Origin of the sequence: Escherichia whittamii (assembly GCF_014836715.1) — a bacterium.
Lineage (GTDB): Bacteria > Pseudomonadota > Gammaproteobacteria > Enterobacterales > Enterobacteriaceae > Escherichia > Escherichia whittamii.
On the sequence record NZ_JACSQI010000003.1, the window covers coordinates 188,711 to 209,635 of the forward strand.

The 20,925-nt window shown below is 50.6% G+C and carries 15 protein-coding genes; 11 read left to right on the forward strand and 4 right to left on the reverse strand.

All coding sequences use genetic code 11. The features are described 5' to 3' along the window. Window positions 1-30 precede the first annotated feature (30 nt). Window positions 31-801, reverse strand: coding sequence for a selenium cofactor biosynthesis protein YqeC (gene yqeC / locus H9644_RS06615; RefSeq protein WP_064529808.1), 771 nt, complete (start codon window positions 799-801; stop codon window positions 31-33). 101 nt (window positions 802-902) lie between these two features. Here yqeC and mocA point away from each other — a divergent pair, with 101 nt between their 5' ends. The 8 genes from mocA to ghxQ all read left to right on the forward strand — a co-directional run bounded on the left by mocA (window position 903) and on the right by ghxQ (window position 14,231). Further along, complete coding sequence (gene mocA, locus H9644_RS06620) at window positions 903-1,481, forward strand: molybdenum cofactor cytidylyltransferase (RefSeq protein ID WP_064529807.1); 579 nt, start codon at window positions 903-905, stop codon at window positions 1,479-1,481. A gap of 321 nt (window positions 1,482-1,802) precedes the next feature. Further along, complete coding sequence (gene ygfK / locus H9644_RS06625; protein ID WP_064529806.1) at window positions 1,803-4,901, forward strand: putative selenate reductase subunit YgfK; 3,099 nt, start codon at window positions 1,803-1,805, stop codon at window positions 4,899-4,901. A 2-nt stretch (window positions 4,902-4,903) separates the two neighbouring features. Beyond that, on the forward strand, window positions 4,904-6,232 hold the full coding sequence (ssnA, locus tag H9644_RS06630; RefSeq protein WP_191773831.1) for a putative aminohydrolase SsnA: 1,329 nt from the start codon (window positions 4,904-4,906) through the stop codon (window positions 6,230-6,232). A 50-nt stretch (window positions 6,233-6,282) separates the two neighbouring features. Then, window positions 6,283-7,062: a molybdopterin-dependent oxidoreductase FAD-binding subunit gene (gene ygfM, locus H9644_RS06635; protein WP_191773833.1), complete on the forward strand. Its 780-nt coding sequence runs from the start codon at window positions 6,283-6,285 to the stop codon at window positions 7,060-7,062. Continuing rightward, window positions 7,059-9,929, forward strand: coding sequence for a molybdopterin-dependent oxidoreductase Mo/Fe-S-binding subunit (locus tag H9644_RS06640; protein WP_191773835.1), 2,871 nt, complete (start codon window positions 7,059-7,061; stop codon window positions 9,927-9,929). The genes ygfM and H9644_RS06640 overlap by 4 nt, the downstream gene beginning before the upstream one ends. A gap of 164 nt (window positions 9,930-10,093) precedes the next feature. Continuing rightward, complete coding sequence (gene xanQ, locus H9644_RS06645; RefSeq protein WP_191773837.1) at window positions 10,094-11,494, forward strand: xanthine/proton symporter XanQ; 1,401 nt, start codon at window positions 10,094-10,096, stop codon at window positions 11,492-11,494. A 17-nt stretch (window positions 11,495-11,511) separates the two neighbouring features. Next, a complete protein-coding gene (guaD, locus tag H9644_RS06650) occupies window positions 11,512-12,828 on the forward strand; it encodes a guanine deaminase (RefSeq protein WP_064529801.1) in 1,317 nt (438 codons plus the stop codon). Between the two features lie 35 nt (window positions 12,829-12,863). Continuing rightward, on the forward strand, window positions 12,864-14,231 hold the full coding sequence (gene ghxQ / locus H9644_RS06655; RefSeq protein WP_191773839.1) for a guanine/hypoxanthine transporter GhxQ: 1,368 nt from the start codon (window positions 12,864-12,866) through the stop codon (window positions 14,229-14,231). Between the two features lie 35 nt (window positions 14,232-14,266). Here ghxQ and H9644_RS06660 read toward each other — a convergent pair whose 3' ends face one another. Both H9644_RS06660 and ygfT read right to left on the reverse strand, forming a co-directional pair. After that, window positions 14,267-14,755 (reverse strand): 4Fe-4S dicluster domain-containing protein, encoded by a 489-nt coding sequence (locus tag H9644_RS06660; RefSeq protein ID WP_064529799.1) that lies wholly within the window; start codon window positions 14,753-14,755, stop codon window positions 14,267-14,269. Then, entirely contained in the window at window positions 14,755-16,674 is a 1,920-nt protein-coding gene (gene ygfT / locus H9644_RS06665; RefSeq protein ID WP_191773841.1) for a formate-dependent uric acid utilization protein YgfT, read from the reverse strand. The genes H9644_RS06660 and ygfT overlap by 1 nt, the downstream gene beginning before the upstream one ends. Window positions 16,675-17,110: 436 nt before the next feature. On the opposite strand from ygfT, the gene uacT reads away from it, so the two are divergent. From uacT to idi, 3 genes are all read left to right on the forward strand, one after another. Beyond that, a complete protein-coding gene (uacT, locus tag H9644_RS06670; RefSeq protein ID WP_064529797.1) occupies window positions 17,111-18,559 on the forward strand; it encodes a urate/proton symporter UacT in 1,449 nt (482 codons plus the stop codon). Between the two features lies 1 nt (window position 18,560). Beyond that, window positions 18,561-18,686: a hypothetical protein gene (locus H9644_RS06675; protein ID WP_064529875.1), complete on the forward strand. Its 126-nt coding sequence runs from the start codon at window positions 18,561-18,563 to the stop codon at window positions 18,684-18,686. 122 nt (window positions 18,687-18,808) lie between these two features. Beyond that, a complete protein-coding gene (gene idi / locus H9644_RS06685; protein WP_064529796.1) occupies window positions 18,809-19,357 on the forward strand; it encodes an isopentenyl-diphosphate Delta-isomerase in 549 nt (182 codons plus the stop codon). A 43-nt stretch (window positions 19,358-19,400) separates the two neighbouring features. On the opposite strand, the gene lysS is transcribed toward idi, so the two are convergent. Next, window positions 19,401-20,918, reverse strand: a complete 1,518-nt coding sequence (gene lysS / locus H9644_RS06690) for a lysine--tRNA ligase (protein ID WP_191773843.1) — start codon at window positions 20,916-20,918, stop codon at window positions 19,401-19,403. Window positions 20,919-20,925 lie beyond the last annotated feature (7 nt).

Here is a 20,925-nt window from a genome sequence, read left to right on the forward strand (position 1 = left end):
TCCTTTCAGTACCCCGGAATACCCGGGCCGCTAATTCACAAATCTGCGCGCGATTGCAGGATGTTCTTGTATATCGCCCAGCCAGATTGCCTCTACGTCGTGTTGTTGCAGCGGTTGAAGGAGCTCGCTTTGCGCAATCGCATTCTCACATTGAGAAAAACGGTTAATGAACCAGACTCGCCGACAGCCTTGCGGTACGTTTTTAAACGCGCCCTGAGAGTGGCGAACCAGCGCAACGAGATCGCTCAGTTGCAAGGCCGTATCAGGTGTTACCCCGGTAATATCAGCAAACTGCGACCAGCGATGGACATTTTCCGTGCTCACTTTAGCGCCCAAAATATGCCCTCCCATCACAGCAATCACGCAGCAACTGCTTTTGGGTATGCAAGGTTCATGCTCACCAGGCGCTTTTAATGGCATTCCACGTGAGCCGTCTGCCTCAATGAGAATTACGTCACATTCTGGTCGTTGCGCCAGTGCATCAATCGCTTCTGCCGTAAATCCCTGCGCTTTTCCCTGGTTCGCTTTCCAGTTGTAAAAGCAAAATGAAATGGGGGAAGTAAGAGACGCATGAGGAAGCATGGCGGGATTACGACAGAAAACCACGGGCCAGTGAGAATCTGGCATAAACATGTGTGTGGTCGTAGTGATTAACACGCGCCTACCGATGGACTGAAATAACTGCGCCAGCCAAAAAAGCAGACTGGTTTTCCCCCCGGCGCCAACAACAGAAATCACTGAGGGACGTTTCTGTGCGCCTAAATCAATGAATAACGCCGATGGGTCAATTATACTTTTCACGCGTTTTTATGACCTCTCTGGGGTAAATTATCCCCCTACTTAATCCATCAGGGAGTAACGCATTTTCAGGCGTTATTAACCCATATAATAATGGAACCACTATGTCAGCCATCGACTGTATAATTACCGCGGCCGGATTGTCATCAAGAATGGGGCAATGGAAAATGATGTTACCCTGGCAGCAGGGAACAATTCTTGACGCGAGTATCAAAAATGCGTTGCAGTTTTGTAGCCGAATTATTTTGGTCACTGGTTATCGCGGCAATGAACTGCATAATCGCTATGCAAGCCATAGCAACATTACTATTATTTTCAATCCAGATTATGCGCTGGGGTTACTGACTTCGGTAAAGGCCGCAGCACCCGCGGTACAAACAGAACATTGTTTTCTCTCTCATGGTGACATGCCAACCCTCAACAGAGATATATTCCTAAAAATCTGGAAGTTACGAAACAACGGAGCCATACTCCCGCTCCATAACGGTACACCTGGGCACCCAATTTTAGTGTCAAAATCCTGCCTGATGCAGGCGGTCAAACAACCTAATGTTACCCATATGCGCCAGGCATTACTCATGGGGGAACATTATTTCGTCGAAATGGAAAATGAAGAAATAATTTTAGATATTGATACCCCAGATGACTTTATTAATGTGCAAAAAAAGCATGCTAAATTTTAGAAAATCCAGTTAAACGATTGCGTTCAAATATTAAATCCACGCAGTGCATCTTTATCATAATGATACAGAATCACTGATTTTGAGAAATGAGAAAAAGTGATAAAACTCCTGACAACAATAAAACCAGGGAGTGATTTTAATTCTCATTTAACACCTGTGAGATCATTCACAAAAAGCCATTAAGTTTCGAGCCGCCTCACATTTTTTTATATTGCCCGGCAAACCTGGTAAGAGTGGTGCGATTGTTGCTCTATCCCCTAAACCACCGGATTTCTCAATACCGGTCACTCAATGATATCTGTGTAAGCTAAGGAGAGGGTTATGGGGGATATTATGCGTCCCATTCCGTTTGAGGAACTTTTGACGCGCATATTTGATGAATACCAACAACAACGCTCAATCTTTGGTATTCCCGAGCAACAGTTTTACTCACCCGCAAAAGGTAAATCTGTCAGTGTTTTCGGTGAAACCTGTGCGACACCTGTCGGCCCCGCCGCAGGTCCGCATACGCAACTCGCACAAAACATCGTCACTTCCTGGCTGACTGGTGGACGCTTCATCGAACTAAAAACCGTCCAAATTCTTGACCGACTGGAGCTGGAAAAGCCCTGTATCGACGCCGAAGACGAGTGTTTTAACACCGAATGGTCCACCGAATTTACCCTGCTTAAAGCGTGGGATGAATACCTCAAAGCCTGGTTCGCCCTGCATCTTCTCGAAGCAATGTTCCAGCCTTCTGATTCTGGTAAATCGTTCATCTTTAATATGAGCGTCGGTTACAACCTCGAAGGCATAAAACAACCACCCATGCAGCAGTTCATCGATAATATGATGGATGCGTCTGCACATCCGAAGTTTGCACAATACCGCGATACTCTTCATAAACTACTCCAGAATGACGCATTTTTAGCCCGCCACGGTTTGCAGGAAAAACGTGAAAGTTTGCAGGCCTTATCGGCACGTATCCCCACCAGCATGGTACAAGGCGTAACTCTCTCCACGATGCACGGCTGCCCTCCACATGAAATCGAAGCCATTTGCCGTTACATGCTGGAAGAAAAAGAGCTGAATACCTTCGTGAAACTCAACCCGACTTTATTGGGTTACGCGCGAGTGCGCGAGATTCTCGATAGCTGTGGTTTCGATTACATTGGCTTAAAAGAAGAGTCATTTGATCACGACCTCAAGCTAACCCAGGCGCTGGAAATGCTGGAACGCCTGATGGCGCTGGCGAAAGAAAAATCACTCGGCTTTGGCGTCAAACTGACTAACACCCTCGGCACCATCAACAATAAAGGCGCACTGCCTGGCGAAGAGATGTATATGTCCGGGCGTGCGCTGTTCCCGCTCTCCATCAATGTCGCAGCCGTTCTTTCCCGCGCCTTTGACGGCAAACTGCCCATCTCTTATTCCGGTGGTGCCAGCCAGTTAACTATCCGCGATATTTTCGATACGGGTATTCGCCCCATCACCATGGCAACCGACCTGCTGAAACCTGGCGGCTATCTGCGCTTAAGTGCCTGCATGCGCGAGCTGGAAGACTCAGACGCCTGGGGGCTTAACCGTGTTGACGTCGAACGGCTGAACAGGCTGGCAGCAGATGCGCTAACCATGGAATACACCCAGAAACACTGGAAGCCAGAAGAGCGTATTGAAGTGGCGGAAGACCTGCCGCTGACCGACTGCTACGTTGCACCCTGTGTTACTGCCTGCGCCATCAAGCAAGATATTCCGGAATACATTCGTCTGCTTGGCGAACACCGCTATGCTGACGCACTGGAACTTATCTACCAACGCAACGCCCTGCCCGCTATTACCGGTCATATTTGCGATCACCAGTGCCAGTACAACTGTACTCGTCTGGATTACGACAGTGCGCTGAATATCCGCGAACTGAAAAAAGTCGCCCTGGAAAAAGGCTGGGATGAATATAAGCAACGCTGGCACAAACCAGCCGGCTCCGGTTCACGCCATCCGGTTGCTGTGATTGGTGCAGGCCCGGCGGGTCTGGCAGCAGGTTACTTTCTTGCCAGAGCAGGCCATCCGGTCACGCTGTTTGAACGCGAAGCTAACGCGGGCGGCGTGGTGAAAAATATCATTCCCCAGTTCCGTATCCCGGCTGAATTAATTCAGCACGATATCGATTTTGTTGCCGATCACGGCGTGAAATTTGAGTACGGTTGCTCGCCGGACCTGACCGTCGAACAGTTAAAAAATCAGGGCTTCCACTACGTTCTTATCGCCACCGGTACTGACAAAAACAGCGGTGTGAAACTGGCGGGCGATAACCAGAATGTCTGGAAGTCTCTCCCCTTCCTGCGCGAGTACAACAAAGGCGCGGCACTCAAGCTGGGTAAACATGTGGTGGTTGTCGGTGCGGGTAACACCGCAATGGACTGCGCCCGTGCGGCGTTACGCGTGCCTGGCGTTGAAAAATCGACTGTGGTTTACCGTCGTTCATTGCAAGAGATGCCTGCGTGGCGCGAAGAATATGAAGAAGCGTTGCACGACGGCGTGGAGTTCCGTTTCCTGAACAATCCGGAACGTTTCGATGCTGATGGCACCTTAACCTTACGCGTCATGTCACTTGGCGAACCTGATGAGAAAGGTCGTCGCCGTCCGGTTGAAACCAACGAAACAGTAACGCTGCACGTAGACAGTCTGATCACCGCCATTGGCGAACAGCAGGATACTGAAGCCCTGAATACGATGGGCGTGCCGCTGGACAAAAACGGCTGGCCAGACGTCGACCATAACGGTGAAACCCGCCTGACTGACGTCTTTATGATCGGCGACGTACAGCGCGGACCTTCCTCCATTGTTGCGGCTGTCGGAACCGCGCGTCGGGCTACCGATGCCATCCTTAGTCGGGAAAATATCCGTTCCCACCAAAGCGATAAATACTGGAACAACGTCAACCCTGCGGAAATCTACCAACGCAAAGGCGATATCTCTGTCACCCTGGTGAACAGCGATGATCGTGACGCGTTTGTCGCTCAGGAAGCCGCTCGTTGTCTTGAATGTAACTACGTTTGCAGCAAGTGTGTGGATGTCTGTCCGAACCGTGCCAACGTCTCGATTGCAGTCCCCGGATTCCAGAACCGTTTCCAGACGCTGCACCTGGACGCCTACTGCAACGAATGCGGCAACTGCGCCCAGTTCTGCCCGTGGAACGGAAAACCGTACAAAGACAAAATCACCGTCTTTAGCCTGTCGCAAGACTTTGATAACAGCAGCAACCCTGGCTTCCTGGTGGAAGATTGTCGGGTACGCGTGCGTCTGAATAACCAAAGCTGGGTGTTGAATATCGATAGCGAAGGCCAGTTCAACAACGTACCGCCAGAGCTGAACGATATGTGCCGCATCATTAGCCATGTCCACCAGCACCATCATTATCTGCTGGGCCGCGTGGAGGTGTAATCATGTTGATTCTGAAGAATGTCACCGCAGTTCAGTTGTACCCGGCAAAAGTGCAGGAAGGCGTCGATATTGCCATTGAAAATGATGTGATTATCGCTATCGGCGACGCCCTGACACACCGCTACCCTGAAGCCAGCTACAAAGAGATGCATGGTCGGATTGTAATGCCAGGGATCGTTTGCTCGCACAACCATTTTTACTCGGGGCTTTCCCGCGGGATCATGGCGAACATTGCCCCCTGCCCGGATTTCATCTCAACGCTGAAAAATCTCTGGTGGCGACTCGATCGCGCCCTTGATGAAGAATCGCTCTATTACAGCGGACTGATTTGTTCACTGGAAGCGATTAAGAGCGGATGTACGTCGGTTATCGATCACCACGCCTCTCCGGCGTATATCGGCGGGTCGCTCTCAACGCTGCGCAACGCATTTTTAAAAGTTGGCCTGCGCGCGATGACCTGTTTTGAAACCACTGACCGTAACAACGGCATTAAAGAGTTGCAGGAAGGGGTAGAAGAAAACATCCGCTTCGCCCGTCAAATTGATGAGGCGAAGAAAGCGGCAAGCGAGCCGTATCTGGTGGAAGCGCATATCGGCGCTCACGCCCCGTTTACAGTGCCGGATGCCGGGCTGGAAATGCTGCGCGAAGCCGTGAAAGCTACTGGGCGTGGTTTACACATTCACGCCGCTGAAGACCTTTACGACGTTTCTCACAGCCATCACTGGCACGGAAAAGACCTGCTGGTACGACTGGCGCAATTCGATCTCATCGACAGCAAAACGTTGGTTGCTCACGGGCTGTATTTGTCGAAAGAAGATATTGCTCTGCTCAATCAGCATGATGCGTTCCTGGTGCATAACGCCCGTTCAAACATGAACAACCATGTCGGCTACAACCATCATCTTAGCGACATCCGCAATCTGGCGTTGGGAACGGATGGCATTGGTTCGGACATGTTTGAAGAGATGAAATTTGCCTTCTTTAAACATCGCGATGCGGGTGGTCCGCTATGGCCTGACAGTTTTGCCAAAGCCCTGGCTAATGGCAACGAACTGATGAGCCGCAACTTTGGCGCAAAATTTGGCCTGCTGGAAGCAGGTTATAAAGCCGATTTAACCATTTGCGATTACAACTCGCCGACGCCGCTGCTGGCAGACAATATCGCCGGGCATATCGCTTTCGGTATGGGTTCAGGCAGCGTTCACAGCGTGATGGTCAACGGCGTGATGGTCTATGAAGACCGTCAGTTTAACTTCGATTGCGATTCCATTTATGCGCAAGCCAGAAAAGCCGCCGCCAGTATGTGGCGTCGGATGGATGCGCTGGCATAAATGACAGATACCCTCTTTCTTCAGGGAAGAGGGTTAAATAAGGAAAGAAGATGATTGAACAATTTTTCAGGCCCGACTCTGTCGAACAGGCGCTGGAACTGAAGCGCCGCTACCAGGATGAAGCAGTCTGGTTTGCCGGGGGCAGCAAACTCAACGCCACACCAACTCGTACCGATAAAAAGATTGCCATTTCCTTACAGGATCTGGAACTGGACTGGGTTGACTGGGATAACGGCGCACTGCGTATTGGTGCAATGTCTCGCTTACAGCCACTACGTGATGCTCGCTTTATTCCTGCAGCACTGCGTGAAGCACTCGGTTTTGTTTACTCTCGCCATATTCGTAATCAGTCGACGATTGGTGGCGAAATCGCCGCCCAGCAGGAAGAATCGGTGTTGCTTCCCGTTCTGCTGGCTCTGGATGCTGAACTGGTTTTTGGCAATGGTGAAACACTATCGATTGAGAGCTATCTGGCCTGCCCATGCGATCGCCTGCTAACCGAAATTATCATTAAAGATCCGTACCGCACCTGTGCGACCCGTAAAATTAGCCGTTCCCAGGCGGGGTTAACGGTGGTTACTGCAGCCGTTGCGTTAACTGACCACGATGGTATGCGAATTGCGCTGGATGGCGTAACCAGTAAAGCACTGCGTCTGCACGATGTCGAAAAACAAAATCTGGAAGGCAGCGCGCTGGAACAAGCCGTCGCCAACGTCATTTTCCCCCAGGAAGATTTGCGGGGTAGCGTAGCGTATAAACGCTATATCACGGGAGTTCTGGTAGCCGACCTGTATGCCGACTGCCAACAGGCTGGGGAGGAAGCCGTATGATCATCCACTTTACTTTAAATGGCGCGCCCCAGGAGCTAAAGGTCAATCCTGGTGAAAACGTGCAAAAGCTGTTGTTTGGCATGGGCATGCACTCTGTGCGCAACAGTGATGATGGTTTCGGTTTTGCCGGTTCTGACGCGATTCTTTTTAACGGTAATATCCTTAACGCCTCCTTGTTGATTGCAGCACAGTTAGAAAACGCAGACATTCTCACCGCTGAATCCTTAGGCAAATGGAACGAATTAAGTCTGGTTCAACAGGCAATGGTTGATGTTGGCGTGGTGCAGTCTGGTTATAACGATCCGGCTGCGGCTCTGATTATCACCGATCTTCTCGATCGCATCGCCGCACCAACCCGGGATGAGATCGACGATGCGCTTTCTGGCCTGTTCAGCCGCGATGCTGGCTGGCAGCAATACTACCAGGTCATTGAACTGGCTGTTGCACGTAAAAATAACCCACAGGCCACTATTGATATCGCCCCGACTTTCCGCGATGACCTTGAAGTTATTGGTAAGCACTATCCTAAAACCGACGCGGCCAAAATGGTGCAGGCGAAACCTTGCTATGTTGAAGACCGCGTAACGGCTGACGCCTGCGTCATTAAAATGTTACGTAGCCCACACGCTCACGCACTGATTACCCATCTGGATGTCAGCAAAGCCGAAGCTTTACCGGGCGTTGTTCACGTTATTACTCACCTGAATTGCCCGGATATCTACTACACCCCTGGTGGTCAGAGCGCACCGGAACCGTCGCCGCTTGACCGACGCATGTTCGGCAAGAAAATGCGTCACGTCGGCGATCGCGTTGCTGCGGTAGTAGCTGAAAGTGAAGAGATCGCGCTCGAAGCACTGAAGCTCATCGACGTCGAATATGAAGTGCTTAAGCCGGTAATGTCGATTGACGAAGCAATGGCGGAAGATGCACCTGTCGTGCATGATGAGCCGGTGGTGTATGTCGCTGGTGCGCCAGATACTCTGGAAGACGACAACAATCATGCAACCCAGCGCGGCGAGCATATGATCATCAACTTCCCTATCGGTTCTCGCCCACGTAAAAATATCGCCGCCAGTATTCATGGTCATATTGGCGATATGGATAAAGGCTTCGCCGATGCCGATGTGGTCATTGAGCGAACCTATAACTCAACTCAGGCGCAGCAATGCCCGACTGAAACACATATCTGCTTTACCCGTATGGACGGCGATCGTCTGGTGATCCACGCCTCCACCCAGGTACCATGGCACTTACGCCGCCAGGTTGCGCGCCTTGTGGGCATGAAACAACATAAAGTTCATGTCATTAAAGAACGCGTAGGCGGCGGTTTTGGCTCTAAACAAGACATCCTGCTGGAAGAAGTGTGCGCCTGGGCGACCTGCGTAACCGGGCGTCCGGTACTTTTCCGCTACACCCGTGAAGAAGAGTTTATTGCCAACACCTCTCGTCACGTTGCGAAAGTCACCGTCAAACTGGGGGCCAAAAAAGATGGTCGCCTCACTGCAGTGAAGATGGATTTTCGCGCCAACACTGGCCCTTACGGCAACCACTCACTCACCGTACCGTGTAACGGACCGGCGCTGTCGCTGCCGTTATATCCGTGCGATAACGTCGATTTCCAGGTCACCACCTACTACAGCAACATTTGCCCAAATGGTGCTTATCAAGGTTATGGCGCACCGAAAGGTAACTTCGCTATCACCATGGCATTAGCGGAATTGGCTGAACAGTTGCAGATCGACCAGCTGGAAATTATCGAACGTAACCGGGTACACGAAGGGCAAGAGCTGAAGATACTCGGCGCAATTGGTGAAGGTAAAGCGCCAACCTCCGTTCCTTCTGCTGCCAGCTGCGCACTGGAAGAGATCCTGCGTCAGGGTCGTGAAATGATCCAATGGTCTTCGCCGAAATCACAAGAAGGCGACTGGCGCACAGGTCGTGGCGTCGCCATTATCATGCAGAAATCGGGGATCCCGGATATCGATCAGGCTAACTGCATGATCAAACTGGAATCGGACGGTACCTTTATCGTTCATTCCGGTGGTGCGGATATTGGTACCGGCCTGGATACTGTAGTGACGAAACTGGCAGCAGAAGTGCTGCACTGCCCACCGCAGGACGTGCATGTAATCTCCGGTGACACCGATCATGCGCTGTTTGATAAAGGCGCGTATGCCTCGTCCGGTACTTGTTTCTCGGGCAACGCGGCGCGGATGGCAGCGGAAAATCTGCGGGAGAAAATCCTGTTCCACGGTGCACAAATGTTGGGTGAGCCACTGGAAGATGTTCAACTGGCAACGCCGGGCGTCGTGCGCGGCAAGAAAGGCGAAGTGAGTTTCGGGGATATTGCCCATAAAGGCGAAACCGGTACCGGCTTTGGTTCACTGGTGGGAACCGCCAGTTACATCACACCTGATTTCGCCTTCCCGTATGGGGCAAACTTCGCTGAAGTGGCCGTCAATACACGTACCGGTGAAATCCGCCTGGATAAATTCTACGCCTTGCTGGATTGCGGTACTCCGGTCAACCCGGAGTTAGCGTTGGGGCAGATCTACGGCGCTACCCTCCGGGCTATCGGCCACAGCATGAGCGAAGAAATCATTTATGACGCCGAAGGTCACCCGTTAACGCGTGATTTGCGCAGTTACGGTGCACCGAAAATCGGTGATATTCCGCGTGATTTCCGCGCCGTGCTGGTGCCAAGCGACGATAAAGTCGGCCCATTTGGGGCGAAATCGATCTCGGAAATCGGTGTAAATGGCGCAGCTCCGGCGATTGCCACCGCAATTCACGATGCCTGCGGCATCTGGTTACGCGAATGGCATTTCACTCCGGAGAAAATACTCACTGCGCTGGAAAAAATATAAGTAATAAATGGCCGCTTCGGCGGCCTGTTTCTCTGTTTGAACGATAACTAAATAGTAACTGCGAAAATGAGATAGGCCGTTCTCAAGGCGTCCTGCGCCCCAAATTCGTGGGAATTTATTTTACTGATTCAGATGATCAAATTTACTTTAAAAGGAGTGAAGGGATGTCTGATATAAACCATGCAGGTTCTGACCTTATATTTGAACTGGAGGATCGCCCTCCCTTTCATCAGGCTCTCGTTGGTGCAATTACCCATCTGTTGGCAATTTTCGTTCCCATGGTAACTCCCGCGTTAATTGTGGGTGCGACCTTACAACTTTCCGCAGAAACCACTGCCTACCTGGTTTCCATGGCGATGATCGCTTCTGGTATTGGTACCTGGTTGCAGGTAAATCGCTATGGAATTATAGGTTCCGGTTTACTCTCTATTCAGTCAGTCAATTTTTCATTTGTGACAGTCATGATTGCGCTGGGTAGCAGCATGAAAAGCGACGGTTTTCACGAAGAGTTAATCATGTCGTCGCTCCTCGGCGTCTCCTTCGTTGGCGCATTTCTGGTTGTCGGCTCTTCTTTTATACTGCCCTATTTACGTCGGGTTATTACGCCTACCGTCAGCGGTATTGTGGTACTGATGATCGGCTTAAGTCTGATTAAAGTCGGCATTATCGATTTTGGCGGTGGATTTGCGGCCAAAAGCAGCGGCACGTTCGGCAATTACGAACATCTCGGCGTGGGTTTATTGGTTTTGATTGTGGTGATCGGCTTTAACTGCTGCCGCAGTCCGTTGCTACGCATGGGAGGGATCGCCATTGGGCTATGCGTCGGTTATATCGCATCGTTATGCCTGGGCATGGTGGATTTCAGCAGTATGCGCAATCTGCCTCTCATTACCATTCCCCATCCCTTCAAATACGGGTTTAGTTTCAGTTTCCATCAGTTCCTTGTCGTCGGTACTATCTACTTACTTAGCGTACTGGAAGCCGTGGGCGATATCACCGCCACGGCAATGGTTTCCCGCCGACCAATTCAGGGGGAAGAATATCAGTCACGCCTGAAAGGCGGCGTGCTGGCAGATGGCCTGGTTTCTGTTATCGCCTCCGCAGTCGGCTCATTACCATTAACCACCTTTGCGCAAAATAACGGTGTTATTCAGATGACCGGCGTCGCTTCACGTTATATCGGACGAACCATCGCGGTAATGCTGGTTATCCTCGGGTTATTTCCGATGATCGGCGGCTTCTTCACCACCATTCCCTCGGCAGTTCTGGGTGGCGCAATGACGTTGATGTTTTCCATGATTGCCATTGCCGGTATTCGCATCATTATCACCAATGGCTTAAAGCGCCGTGAAACACTTATTGTCGCCACTTCTTTAGGTTTAGGGCTTGGCGTCTCCTACGACCCCGAAATTTTTAAAATATTGCCAGCCTCTATTTATGTATTAGTTGAAAACCCTATTTGTGCTGGCGGGTTAACTGCGATTTTATTAAATATTATCCTCCCTGGAGGCTACCGACAGGAAAACGTTCTGCCTGGTATTACCTCAGCGGAAGAGATGGATTAAAAGTAAAGGAGTCAATGATGTCAGGAGAACACACGTTAAAAGCGGTACGAGGCAGTTTTATTGATGTCACCCGTACAGTCGATAACCCAGAAGAAATTGCCTCTGCGCTGCGTTTTATTGAGGATGGTTTATTACTCATTAAACAAGGGAAAGTGGAATGGTTTGGCAAATGGGAAGACGGAAAACATCAAATTCCTGACACCATTCGCGTTCGTGACTATCGCGGCAAATTGATAGTACCGGGCTTTGTCGATACGCATATCCATTATCCGCAGAGTGAAATGGTCGGTGCCTATGGCGAGCAGTTGCTGGAATGGCTGAATAAACACACCTTCCCTACTGAGCGCCGTTATAAGGATTTAGAGTACGCCCGCGAAATGTCGGCGTTCTTCATCAAACAGCTTTTACGTAACGGCACTACCACGGCACTGGTATTTGGGACTGTTCATCCGCAATCTGTGGATGCGCTGTTTGAAGCCGCCAGCCATATCAATATGCGCATGATTGCCGGCAAGGTGATGATGGACCGCAATGCGCCAGATTATCTGCTCGACACCGCGGAAAGTAGCTATCAACAAAGCAAAGAACTGATCGAACGCTGGCATAAAAATGGCCGTCTGTTATATGCCATTACGCCGCGCTTCGCACCAACATCTTCACCTGAACAGATGGCGATGGCACAACGCCTGAAAGAAGAGTATCCAGACACGTGGGTACATACCCATCTCTGTGAAAACAAAGATGAAATTGCCTGGGTGAAATCACTCTATCCTGAACATGATGGTTATCTGGATGTTTACCATCAGTATGGCCTGACAGGTAAAAACTGCGTCTTTGCTCACTGCGTCCACCTCGAAGAAAAAGAGTGGGATCGTCTCAGCGAAACCAAATCCAGCATCGCGTTTTGTCCAACCTCCAACCTTTATCTCGGCAGCGGCTTATTCAACTTGAAAAAAGCATGGAATAAGAAAGTCAAAGTCGGCATGGGGACTGACATTGGTGCCGGAACCACCTTCAACATGCTGCAAACGCTGAACGAAGCCTACAAAGTATTGCAATTACAAGGCTATCGACTCTCCGCGTATGAAGCGTTTTACCTTGCCACCCTTGGTGGCGCGAAATCTCTGGGCCTTGACGACCTTATTGGCAACTTTTTACCGGGCAAAGAGGCTGATTTCGTGGTGATGGAACCCACCGCCACACCACTACAGCAGCTGCGCTATGACAACTCTGTTTCTTTAGTCGACAAATTGTTCGTGATGATGACGTTGGGCGATGACCGTTCGATCTACCGCACCTACGTTGATGGTCGTCTGGTGTACGAACGCAACTAATAATAAAACCTTAACATCCTCGTGAGGACATCATTATGTCTGGAGACATCCTACAAACACCGGTCGCACCAAAGCCACAGGGCGCGCTGGATAGTTATTTTAAAATAACCGCTCGTGGCAGTACCGTTCGCCAGGAAGTACTGGCGGGCTTAACTACCTTTCTGGCCATGGTTTATTCTGTAATCGTGGTTCCCGGTATGCTGGGCAAAGCTGGTTTTCCTCCTGCTGCGGTCTTTGTCGCTACTTGTCTGGTCGCGGGCTTCGGTTCGCTGCTAATGGGGCTGTGGGCCAATTTGCCAATGGCGATCGGCTGCGCCATCTCCTTGACGGCATTTACCGCATTCAGTCTGGTCCTCGGGCAACAAATTAGCGTTCCTGTCGCACTGGGTGCGGTCTTCCTGATGGGCCTCATTTTCACCGCCATCTCCGTGACAGGTGTGCGAACCTGGATCTTGCGCAATTTACCGATGGGTATTGCCCACGGTACAGGTATCGGTATCGGCCTGTTCCTGCTGCTGATTGCGGCTAACGGCGTTGGTATGGTTATCAAAAACCCGGTTGAAGGCTTACCCGTTGCGCTCGGGGCATTTACCTCTTTCCCTGTGATGATGAGCTTACTGGGACTAGCGGTGATTTTCGGTCTGGAAAAGTGCCGCGTACCTGGCGGGATCTTGCTGGTAATTATCGCCATCTCAATAATCGGCTTAATCTTTGATCCCGCGGTGAAATACCACGGTCTGGTAGCGATGCCGAGCCTGACTGGCGAAGATGGTAAGTCTCTGATTTTCAGCCTCGATATTATGGGAGCTCTCCAGCCAACCGTTCTCCCAAGTGTACTGGCGCTGGTGATGACCGCCGTATTTGATGCCACCGGCACCATCCGCGCAGTCGCCGGTCAGGCGAATTTGTTGGATAAAGACAACCAGATCATCAACGGTGGCAAAGCCCTGACCAGTGACTCAGTAAGTTCAATATTCTCCGGTTTAGTGGGCGCTGCGCCTGCGGCGGTTTATATCGAATCCGCGGCAGGAACCGCAGCTGGTGGCAAAACAGGTCTGACAGCGACTATTGTTGGCTTACTGTTCCTGTTGATTCTGTTTTTATCACCGTTATCGTTTCTGATCCCCGGTTACGCCACAGCTCCCGCACTGATGTACGTGGGTCTGCTGATGTTAAGTAACGTCTCAAAACTGGACTTCAATGACTTTATTGATGCGATGGCGGGCCTGGTTTGCGCTGTCTTTATCGTCCTGACCTGCAATATCGTCACCGGCATTATGCTGGGCTTTGTGACTCTCGTAGTGGGTCGCGTTTTTGCTCGCGAATGGAGCAAACTCAATATTGGTACGGTGATCATTACTGCCGCACTGGTCGCGTTTTACGCGGGTGGTTGGGCAATCTAATAGATTCTCCGCGCCTTTCAGCGCGGCGATTTCTTTCAGAGAGGATTCTTGCCGCTGGCAGCAATACGCTGCTGGCGGACCCGCCTGAGTCCTCCTTCGGTTAACAACTGCAACGCCTGCGTCGGGCAAGATGCAACGCAAGCCGGTCCCTCTTCCCGCTGTTCGCAAAGGTCACATTTCACGATTTCTGGCCGAACCTTTCCCGGCAAAATTTGAACTGTGATCATCCCAAACGGACACGCACTGACGCAACTCTGGCAGCCGATACAACGGGCAGAATTTGCCTGCACCACCTGCTCGCCCATCGTCAGCGCCTGCACGGGGCATGCGCCAACACAAGGGGCGTTTTCGCACTGGTGGCACATCACCGGCGCACTGATGCTATCCAGTCGCTGTACCTTCAGCCGGGGTAAAAAGACATCTGCATTCAACTCCTGTTCTGACGGATGGGCGACAACACAGGCGACTTCACAAGTGCGACAGCCAATACAGTCAGCCGGATTAACGATAATTAACGATTTCATCACGATGCCTTCGTATCAAACATAGTTAACATATCGCGCGCCGCCTGCCGTCCAGCCGCCATTGCAGTGACAACCAAATCCGCACCATGAACCGCGTCACCGCCGGCAAAGACCTTTTTCAGATGCGTCTGAGTAGCGAAATATCCCTCGTCACCGGTTTTAATCAGTCCCCATTTATCGAGCTTAACACCACTGCCCTGCAACCACGGCATCGCATGAGCCTGGAAGCCAAAGGCCATAATCAGAATATCGGCGGGCAGCTCAAACTCAGAGCCCGCCACCGGACGTGGACGACGGCGCCCATCTGGGCCCGGCTCGCCCATTGCGGTACGAATCAGGCCCACCGCTGTTAAACGTCCATCATCGTCACAAGCAATATATTGCGGCTGAACATTGAACTGAAACTCAACGCCTTCCTCGCGCGCGTTAACCACCTCTTTGCGCGAACCGGGCATACTGACTTCATCACGGCGATACGCGCAGGTCACGCTGGCGGCATTCAGGCGGATGGACGTGCGCAAACAATCCATTGTCGTATCGCCGCCGCCCAAAACCACAACTCGTTTACCTTCAACATCTGTCAGCGGATACTCTTCAGACTCCGGCAATCCCATAAGCTGGCGGGTATGGGCAGTCAGAAACGGTAGCGCCTGAATGACGCCAGGCGCATCTTCATGCGGCAGATCAGCACGCATCATGCCGTAAGTCCCCATGCCGAGGAAAACGGCATCATATTCCGCCGTTAACTCGTTGAACGAGATATCGCGGCCAACTTCACAGTTGAGATGGAAATCGATTCCCATTGCGGTGAATATCTCCCGCCGCTGACTTAATACCATTTTATCGAGCTTGAACGGAGGAATGCCAAAAGTCAGCATACCGCCGATTTCTGGATGGCGATCAAACACATCAACATGAACACCTGCCCTCGCCAGAATGTCGGCACATCCCAGCCCCGCGGGTCCTGCGCCAATCACCGCCACTTTTTCTATGCGGGGAACAACCTGGCTGACATCAGGACGCCAGCCCATCGCCAGTGCGGTATCTGTAATATAGCGTTCCAGATTACCGATAGAGACTGCGCCAGAGTGATCTTTTAACGTACATGCGCCTTCACAAAGCCTGTCCTGCGGACATACCCTGCCGCAAATTTCCGGTAAGGAGCTGGTCTGGTGGCAGAGTTCCGCCGCTTCAATAATCTTCCCTTCCTGCACCAGACGGACATAATCAGGGATGGCGTTATGCAGCGGGCAATGCCAGTTACAGTTGGCTTTTTCGGCGCAATAGACACAACGGTCGCTTTCATACGCCGCTTGTTTTTGATCAAGGCCGCAATAAATTTCGCCAAAGTGGGTCTTCCGCTCGCTCGCTGCAACTTTATCCGCCCCTTTGCGTGGAGTGACGGGGAGCAATGCCTCGCGACGAGATGATTGTGGTTTTTCTGATGCTTTTCCCTCCGCCGTCCTGCGCTGTCGTAGCATTTTTATCTGCTGCAAACCGTACTCATCCATCAGCCACAACGCCTGGGTTGGGCAGACTTCAATACAGGCTTGTGCGCCGGAATTGCGCTGGTTACAAAGGTCACATTTCTGCGCAATAGCATCGACCATCTCAATTACCCCAAAGGGGCAAGCGATTGCGCATCTTTTACAACCAATGCATTTTTGTTCGTCCAGTTGTACGCTATCGGGCTGGAAAGTCAGAGCATTTACCGGGCAAGCCGTAACGCAGGGGGCATTGTTGCAATGATGGCAAGCCACTGGATTTGCAGCCAGACCTTTCCCAACAATGTGGATACGGGGTCGAAAATCACCGTGACTCTGCGGCCAGTTTTCTTGATTATGGACCACCGCACAGGCAATTTCACAGGCATGACAGCCTATACATTCCGCAGCATCAGCAGCGATAAACTTGTTCATTTGCATCCCTTTCATTTGATGAGTTATGTCTTCTCAAATGTCGCAATGCAATAAACGGGCATATATGAGCAAGCGAGTCAGTTTTAATTATAATTTTGTGACAGATATCAGATTATTACCCCTCAATCTGTGCCGCTTTCAATATTTAAACATCGCCGTTCAAAAGAGTGCCATCCAGATAAAAAGTATTAAATGCGAGAGTGCGACATGCCAGAATGATTAATGAAATATCAATATGAGAAAATTAAAGATAATTTCATTGTCAATTTTTATTCCCATTTTCTTGGTTTAATCACGATTATGTGATTGCCCCCGCATTTCCATCTTGTAACTTCCCCTTCTTGTGAAAACTGGCATCCCACGAGCATGTCATTAAAGAGTTTTAGTGAACGTAAACGGTTGCTTTTTACTCTGGCGAGCGAAAGGAGAAAGACTGATGAGCGCCATAGATTCTCAAATTTCCTCATCTTCAGGGCAAGACCGCCCAACGGATGAGGTGGACCGCATATTATCACCAGGAAAGCTGATCATACTCGGTCTGCAACACGTCCTTGTTATGTACGCAGGCGCAGTCGCCGTCCCACTTATGATTGGTGACAGACTCGGACTCTCGAAGGAAGCTATCGCAATGCTGATTAGCTCCGATCTCTTTTGCTGCGGTATCGTCACGCTATTGCAATGTATCGGCATTGGTCGCTTTATGGGGATTCGCCTGCCGGTGATTATGTCAGTGACTTTTGCGGCAGTAACGCCAATGATTGCCATTGGGATGAACCCGGATATCGGTCTGCTGGGGATTTTTGGCGCGACCATTGCAGCCGGCTTTATCACCACGCTATTAGCACCACTTATTGGTCGCTTAATGCCTTTATTCCCACCGTTAGTTACCGGTGTGGTTATTACCTCTATCGGCCTGAGTATTATTCAGGTCGGCATTGACTGGGCTGCTGGCGGTAAAGGCAATCCACAATATGGCAATCCGGTCTATTTAACCATTTCCTTCGCTGTCTTAATTTTCATCTTGCTTATCACCCGTTACGCCAAAGGATTTATGTCCAATGTCGCCGTATTGTTGGGGATTGTTTTTGGCTTCTTGCTGTCGTGGATGATGAATGAAGTGAATCTGTCTGGACTGAATGATGCTTCGTGGTTCGCCATTGTCACGCCAATGTCGTTTGGTACGCCAGTTTTCGATCCGGTTTCCATTCTGACCATGACCGCAGTGTTAATCATCGTATTTATTGAGTCGATGGGGATGTTCCTGGCATTGGGGGAAATTGTCGGTAGAAAACTTTCTTCACAAGACATTATTCGCGGGCTACGCGTAGATGGCATAGGGACAATGATCGGCGGTACGTTTAACAGCTTCCCACATACTTCCTTTTCGCAAAACGTTGGCCTGGTCAGCGTGACGCGCGTTCACAGCCGCTGGGTGTGTATCTCTTCCGGGATCATATTAATCCTGTTCGGGATGGTACCTAAAATGGCGGTGCTGGTGGCTTCCATTCCGCAATTTGTACTAGGCGGCGCAGGGTTAGTAATGTTCGGTATGGTGCTGGCGACGGGGATCCGTATTCTGTCGCGCTGTAACTACACCACCAACCGCTACAACCTGTATATCGTGGCTATTAGCCTTGGCGTGGGTATGACCCCGACGCTTTCTCATGATTTCTTTTCTAAGTTACCGGCTGTACTACAACCGTTGTTACATAGCGGCATTATGTTGGCAACTATCAGCGCGGTGGTGTTGAACGTCTTTTTCAATGGTTATCAGCATCATGCCGATCTGGTAAAGGAATCTGTCTCTGATAAAGATTTAAAAGTCAGGACAGTGCGCATGTGGCTTTTGATGCGCAAGCTAAAGAAAAATGAGCATGGTGAATGATATGAACCTATTAATGCGCACTATATTCAGTCTGTTATTGCTCTTAATGATCTCCATTCCTGTCATTTCTGACTGCGTGGCAATGGCTATTGAAAGTCGCTTCAAATATATGATGCTGCTTTTTTAAATAACCGTTCTCTGTCAGCATCCGCTCAAAACGGGCGGATGCCGATAAACACTCACTTGGTTAATCATTTTATTCTTCAGTTATCTATAATGACGAGTGATTAGAATTACATGTGAGAAATTATGCAAACGGAACACGTCATTTTACTGAATACACAGGGAGTCCCCTCGGGTACACTGGAAAAGTATGCCGCACACACGGCAGACACCCCCTTACATCTTGCGTTCTCCTGCTGGCTGTTTAATGCCAAGGGACAACTGCTGGTTACCCGGCGCGCACTAAGCAAAAAAGCATGGCCAGGTGTGTGGACTAACTCGGTGTGCGGTCACCCGCAACTGGGCGAAAGCAATGAAGAGGCGGTGATCCGCCGTTGCCGCTATGAACTGGGCGTGGAAATAACGCCACCCGAACCGGTTTATCCAGATTTCCATTATCGCGCCACTGACCCGAATGGCATTGTCGAAAATGAAATGTGTCCAGTCTTTGCCGCTCGAATTACCAGCGCGTTACAGCCCAACGGTGATGAAGTGATGGATTATCAATGGTGTGATTTATCAGATGTTTTACGCGCTATTGATGCCACGCCGTGGGCGTTTAGTCCGTGGATGGTGATGCAGGCAGCCAATAGCAAAGCCAGAAATGTATTATCTGTTTTCGCAAAGCGAGAATAAAAAACCCCGACAAATGCCGGGGTTATGTGCATACGCGTAACGCTTATTTTACCGGACGCATTGCCGGGAACAGAATAACGTCGCGGATGGTATGGCTGTTGGTGAACAGCATAACCATACGGTCGATACCAATCCCCAGACCGGCTGTCGGCGGCAAACCATGTTCCAGTGCGGTGACGTAATCTTCGTCGTAGAACATTGCTTCGTCGTCGCCTGCATCTTTCGCTGCAACCTGATCCAGGAAGCGCTGCGCCTGATCTTCTGCATCGTTCAGCTCGCTAAAGCCGTTACCGATTTCACGACCACCAATGAAGAATTCAAAGCGATCGGTGATTTCCGGGTTGGTATCGTTACGGCGCGCCAGCGGAGAAACTTCAGCCGGGTATTCAGTAATGAAGGTCGGCTGAATCAGATTAGCTTCTGCTACTTCGTCGAAAATCTCGGTGACGATACGGCCCAGGCCCCAGCTCTTCTCAACGTGAATGCCGAGAGATTCAGCAATCGCTTTCGCAGAGTCGAAGTTGTCCAGATCCGCCATGTCAGTTTCCGGGCGATATTTCTTGATAGCTTCACGCATGGTCAGTTTTTCGAACGGCTTGCCGAAATCCAGTACCACGTCACCGTAGGTCACTTCGGTCTTACCAAGAATATCTTGCGCCAGAGTACGGAACAGAGATTCGGTCAGTTCAATCAGATCTTTGTAATCCGCGTAAGCCATATAGAGTTCCATCATGGTGAACTCTGGGTTATGACGCACAGAAATACCTTCGTTACGGAAGTTACGGTTGATTTCGAACACACGCTCAAAGCCGCCAACCACCAGACGCTTGAGGTACAGTTCCGGCGCAATACGCAGGTACATGTCAAGATCCAGCGCGTTGTGATGGGTGATAAACGGACGTGCTGCTGCACCACCCGGGATCACCTGCATCATCGGGGTTTCAACTTCCATAAAGCCACGATTCACCATGAACTGGCGAATACCGGAAAGAATTTGCGAACGCACTTTAAAAGTGTTGCGGGATTCATCGTTAGAGATGAGATCCAAATAACGCTGACGATAGCGCGCTTCCTGATCCTGCAAACCGTGGAATTTGTCCGGCAGCGGACGCAGAGCTTTGGTCAGCAGACGCAGTTCGGTACAGTGGATAGACAGTTCGCCGGTTTTGGTTTTAAACAGCTTACCTTTTGCGCCGATAATATCGCCAAGATCCCATTTCTTGAATTGATCGTTATAAACGTCTTCCGGCAGATCATCACGAGCCACATACAGCTGAATGCGGCCACCGACGTCCTGCAAGGTAACGAAGGAGGCTTTACCCATGATGCGGCGGGTCATCATGCGGCCAGCAACAGCCACTTCGATGTTCAGCTCTTCCAGCTCTTCGTTCTCTTTCGCGTCGAAGTCTGCATGCAGTTGGTCAGAAGTATGATCGCGACGGAAATCGTTCGGGAAGGCAATCCCCTGCTCACGCAGGTTCGCCAGCTTTTCGCGACGAGTTTTCAGTTCATTGTTAAGATCGGTTACCGCGTCAGTGCCTTGTACGTGTTGTTCAGACATGTTGGTT

What these genes read in the sequence shown, in the direction of transcription:
- mocA (WP_064529807.1), top strand. Translation starts at nt 903, where the DNA reads ATGTCAGCCATCGACTGTATAATTACCGCGGCCGGATTGTCATCAAGA.
- ygfK (WP_064529806.1), top strand. Translation starts at nt 1,803, where the DNA reads ATGGGGGATATTATGCGTCCCATTCCGTTTGAGGAACTTTTGACGCGC.
- ssnA (WP_191773831.1), top strand. Translation starts at nt 4,904, where the DNA reads ATGTTGATTCTGAAGAATGTCACCGCAGTTCAGTTGTACCCGGCAAAA.
- ygfM (WP_191773833.1), top strand. Translation starts at nt 6,283, where the DNA reads ATGATTGAACAATTTTTCAGGCCCGACTCTGTCGAACAGGCGCTGGAA.
- H9644_RS06640 (WP_191773835.1), top strand. Translation starts at nt 7,059, where the DNA reads ATGATCATCCACTTTACTTTAAATGGCGCGCCCCAGGAGCTAAAGGTC.
- xanQ (WP_191773837.1), top strand. Translation starts at nt 10,094, where the DNA reads ATGTCTGATATAAACCATGCAGGTTCTGACCTTATATTTGAACTGGAG.
- guaD (WP_064529801.1), top strand. Translation starts at nt 11,512, where the DNA reads ATGTCAGGAGAACACACGTTAAAAGCGGTACGAGGCAGTTTTATTGAT.
- ghxQ (WP_191773839.1), top strand. Translation starts at nt 12,864, where the DNA reads ATGTCTGGAGACATCCTACAAACACCGGTCGCACCAAAGCCACAGGGC.
- H9644_RS06660 (WP_064529799.1), bottom strand. Translation starts at nt 14,755, where the DNA reads ATGAAATCGTTAATTATCGTTAATCCGGCTGACTGTATTGGCTGTCGC.
- ygfT (WP_191773841.1), bottom strand. Translation starts at nt 16,674, where the DNA reads ATGAACAAGTTTATCGCTGCTGATGCTGCGGAATGTATAGGCTGTCAT.
- uacT (WP_064529797.1), top strand. Translation starts at nt 17,111, where the DNA reads ATGAGCGCCATAGATTCTCAAATTTCCTCATCTTCAGGGCAAGACCGC.
- H9644_RS06675 (WP_064529875.1), top strand. Translation starts at nt 18,561, where the DNA reads ATGAACCTATTAATGCGCACTATATTCAGTCTGTTATTGCTCTTAATG.
- idi (WP_064529796.1), top strand. Translation starts at nt 18,809, where the DNA reads ATGCAAACGGAACACGTCATTTTACTGAATACACAGGGAGTCCCCTCG.
- lysS (WP_191773843.1), bottom strand. Translation starts at nt 20,918, where the DNA reads ATGTCTGAACAACACGTACAAGGCACTGACGCGGTAACCGATCTTAAC.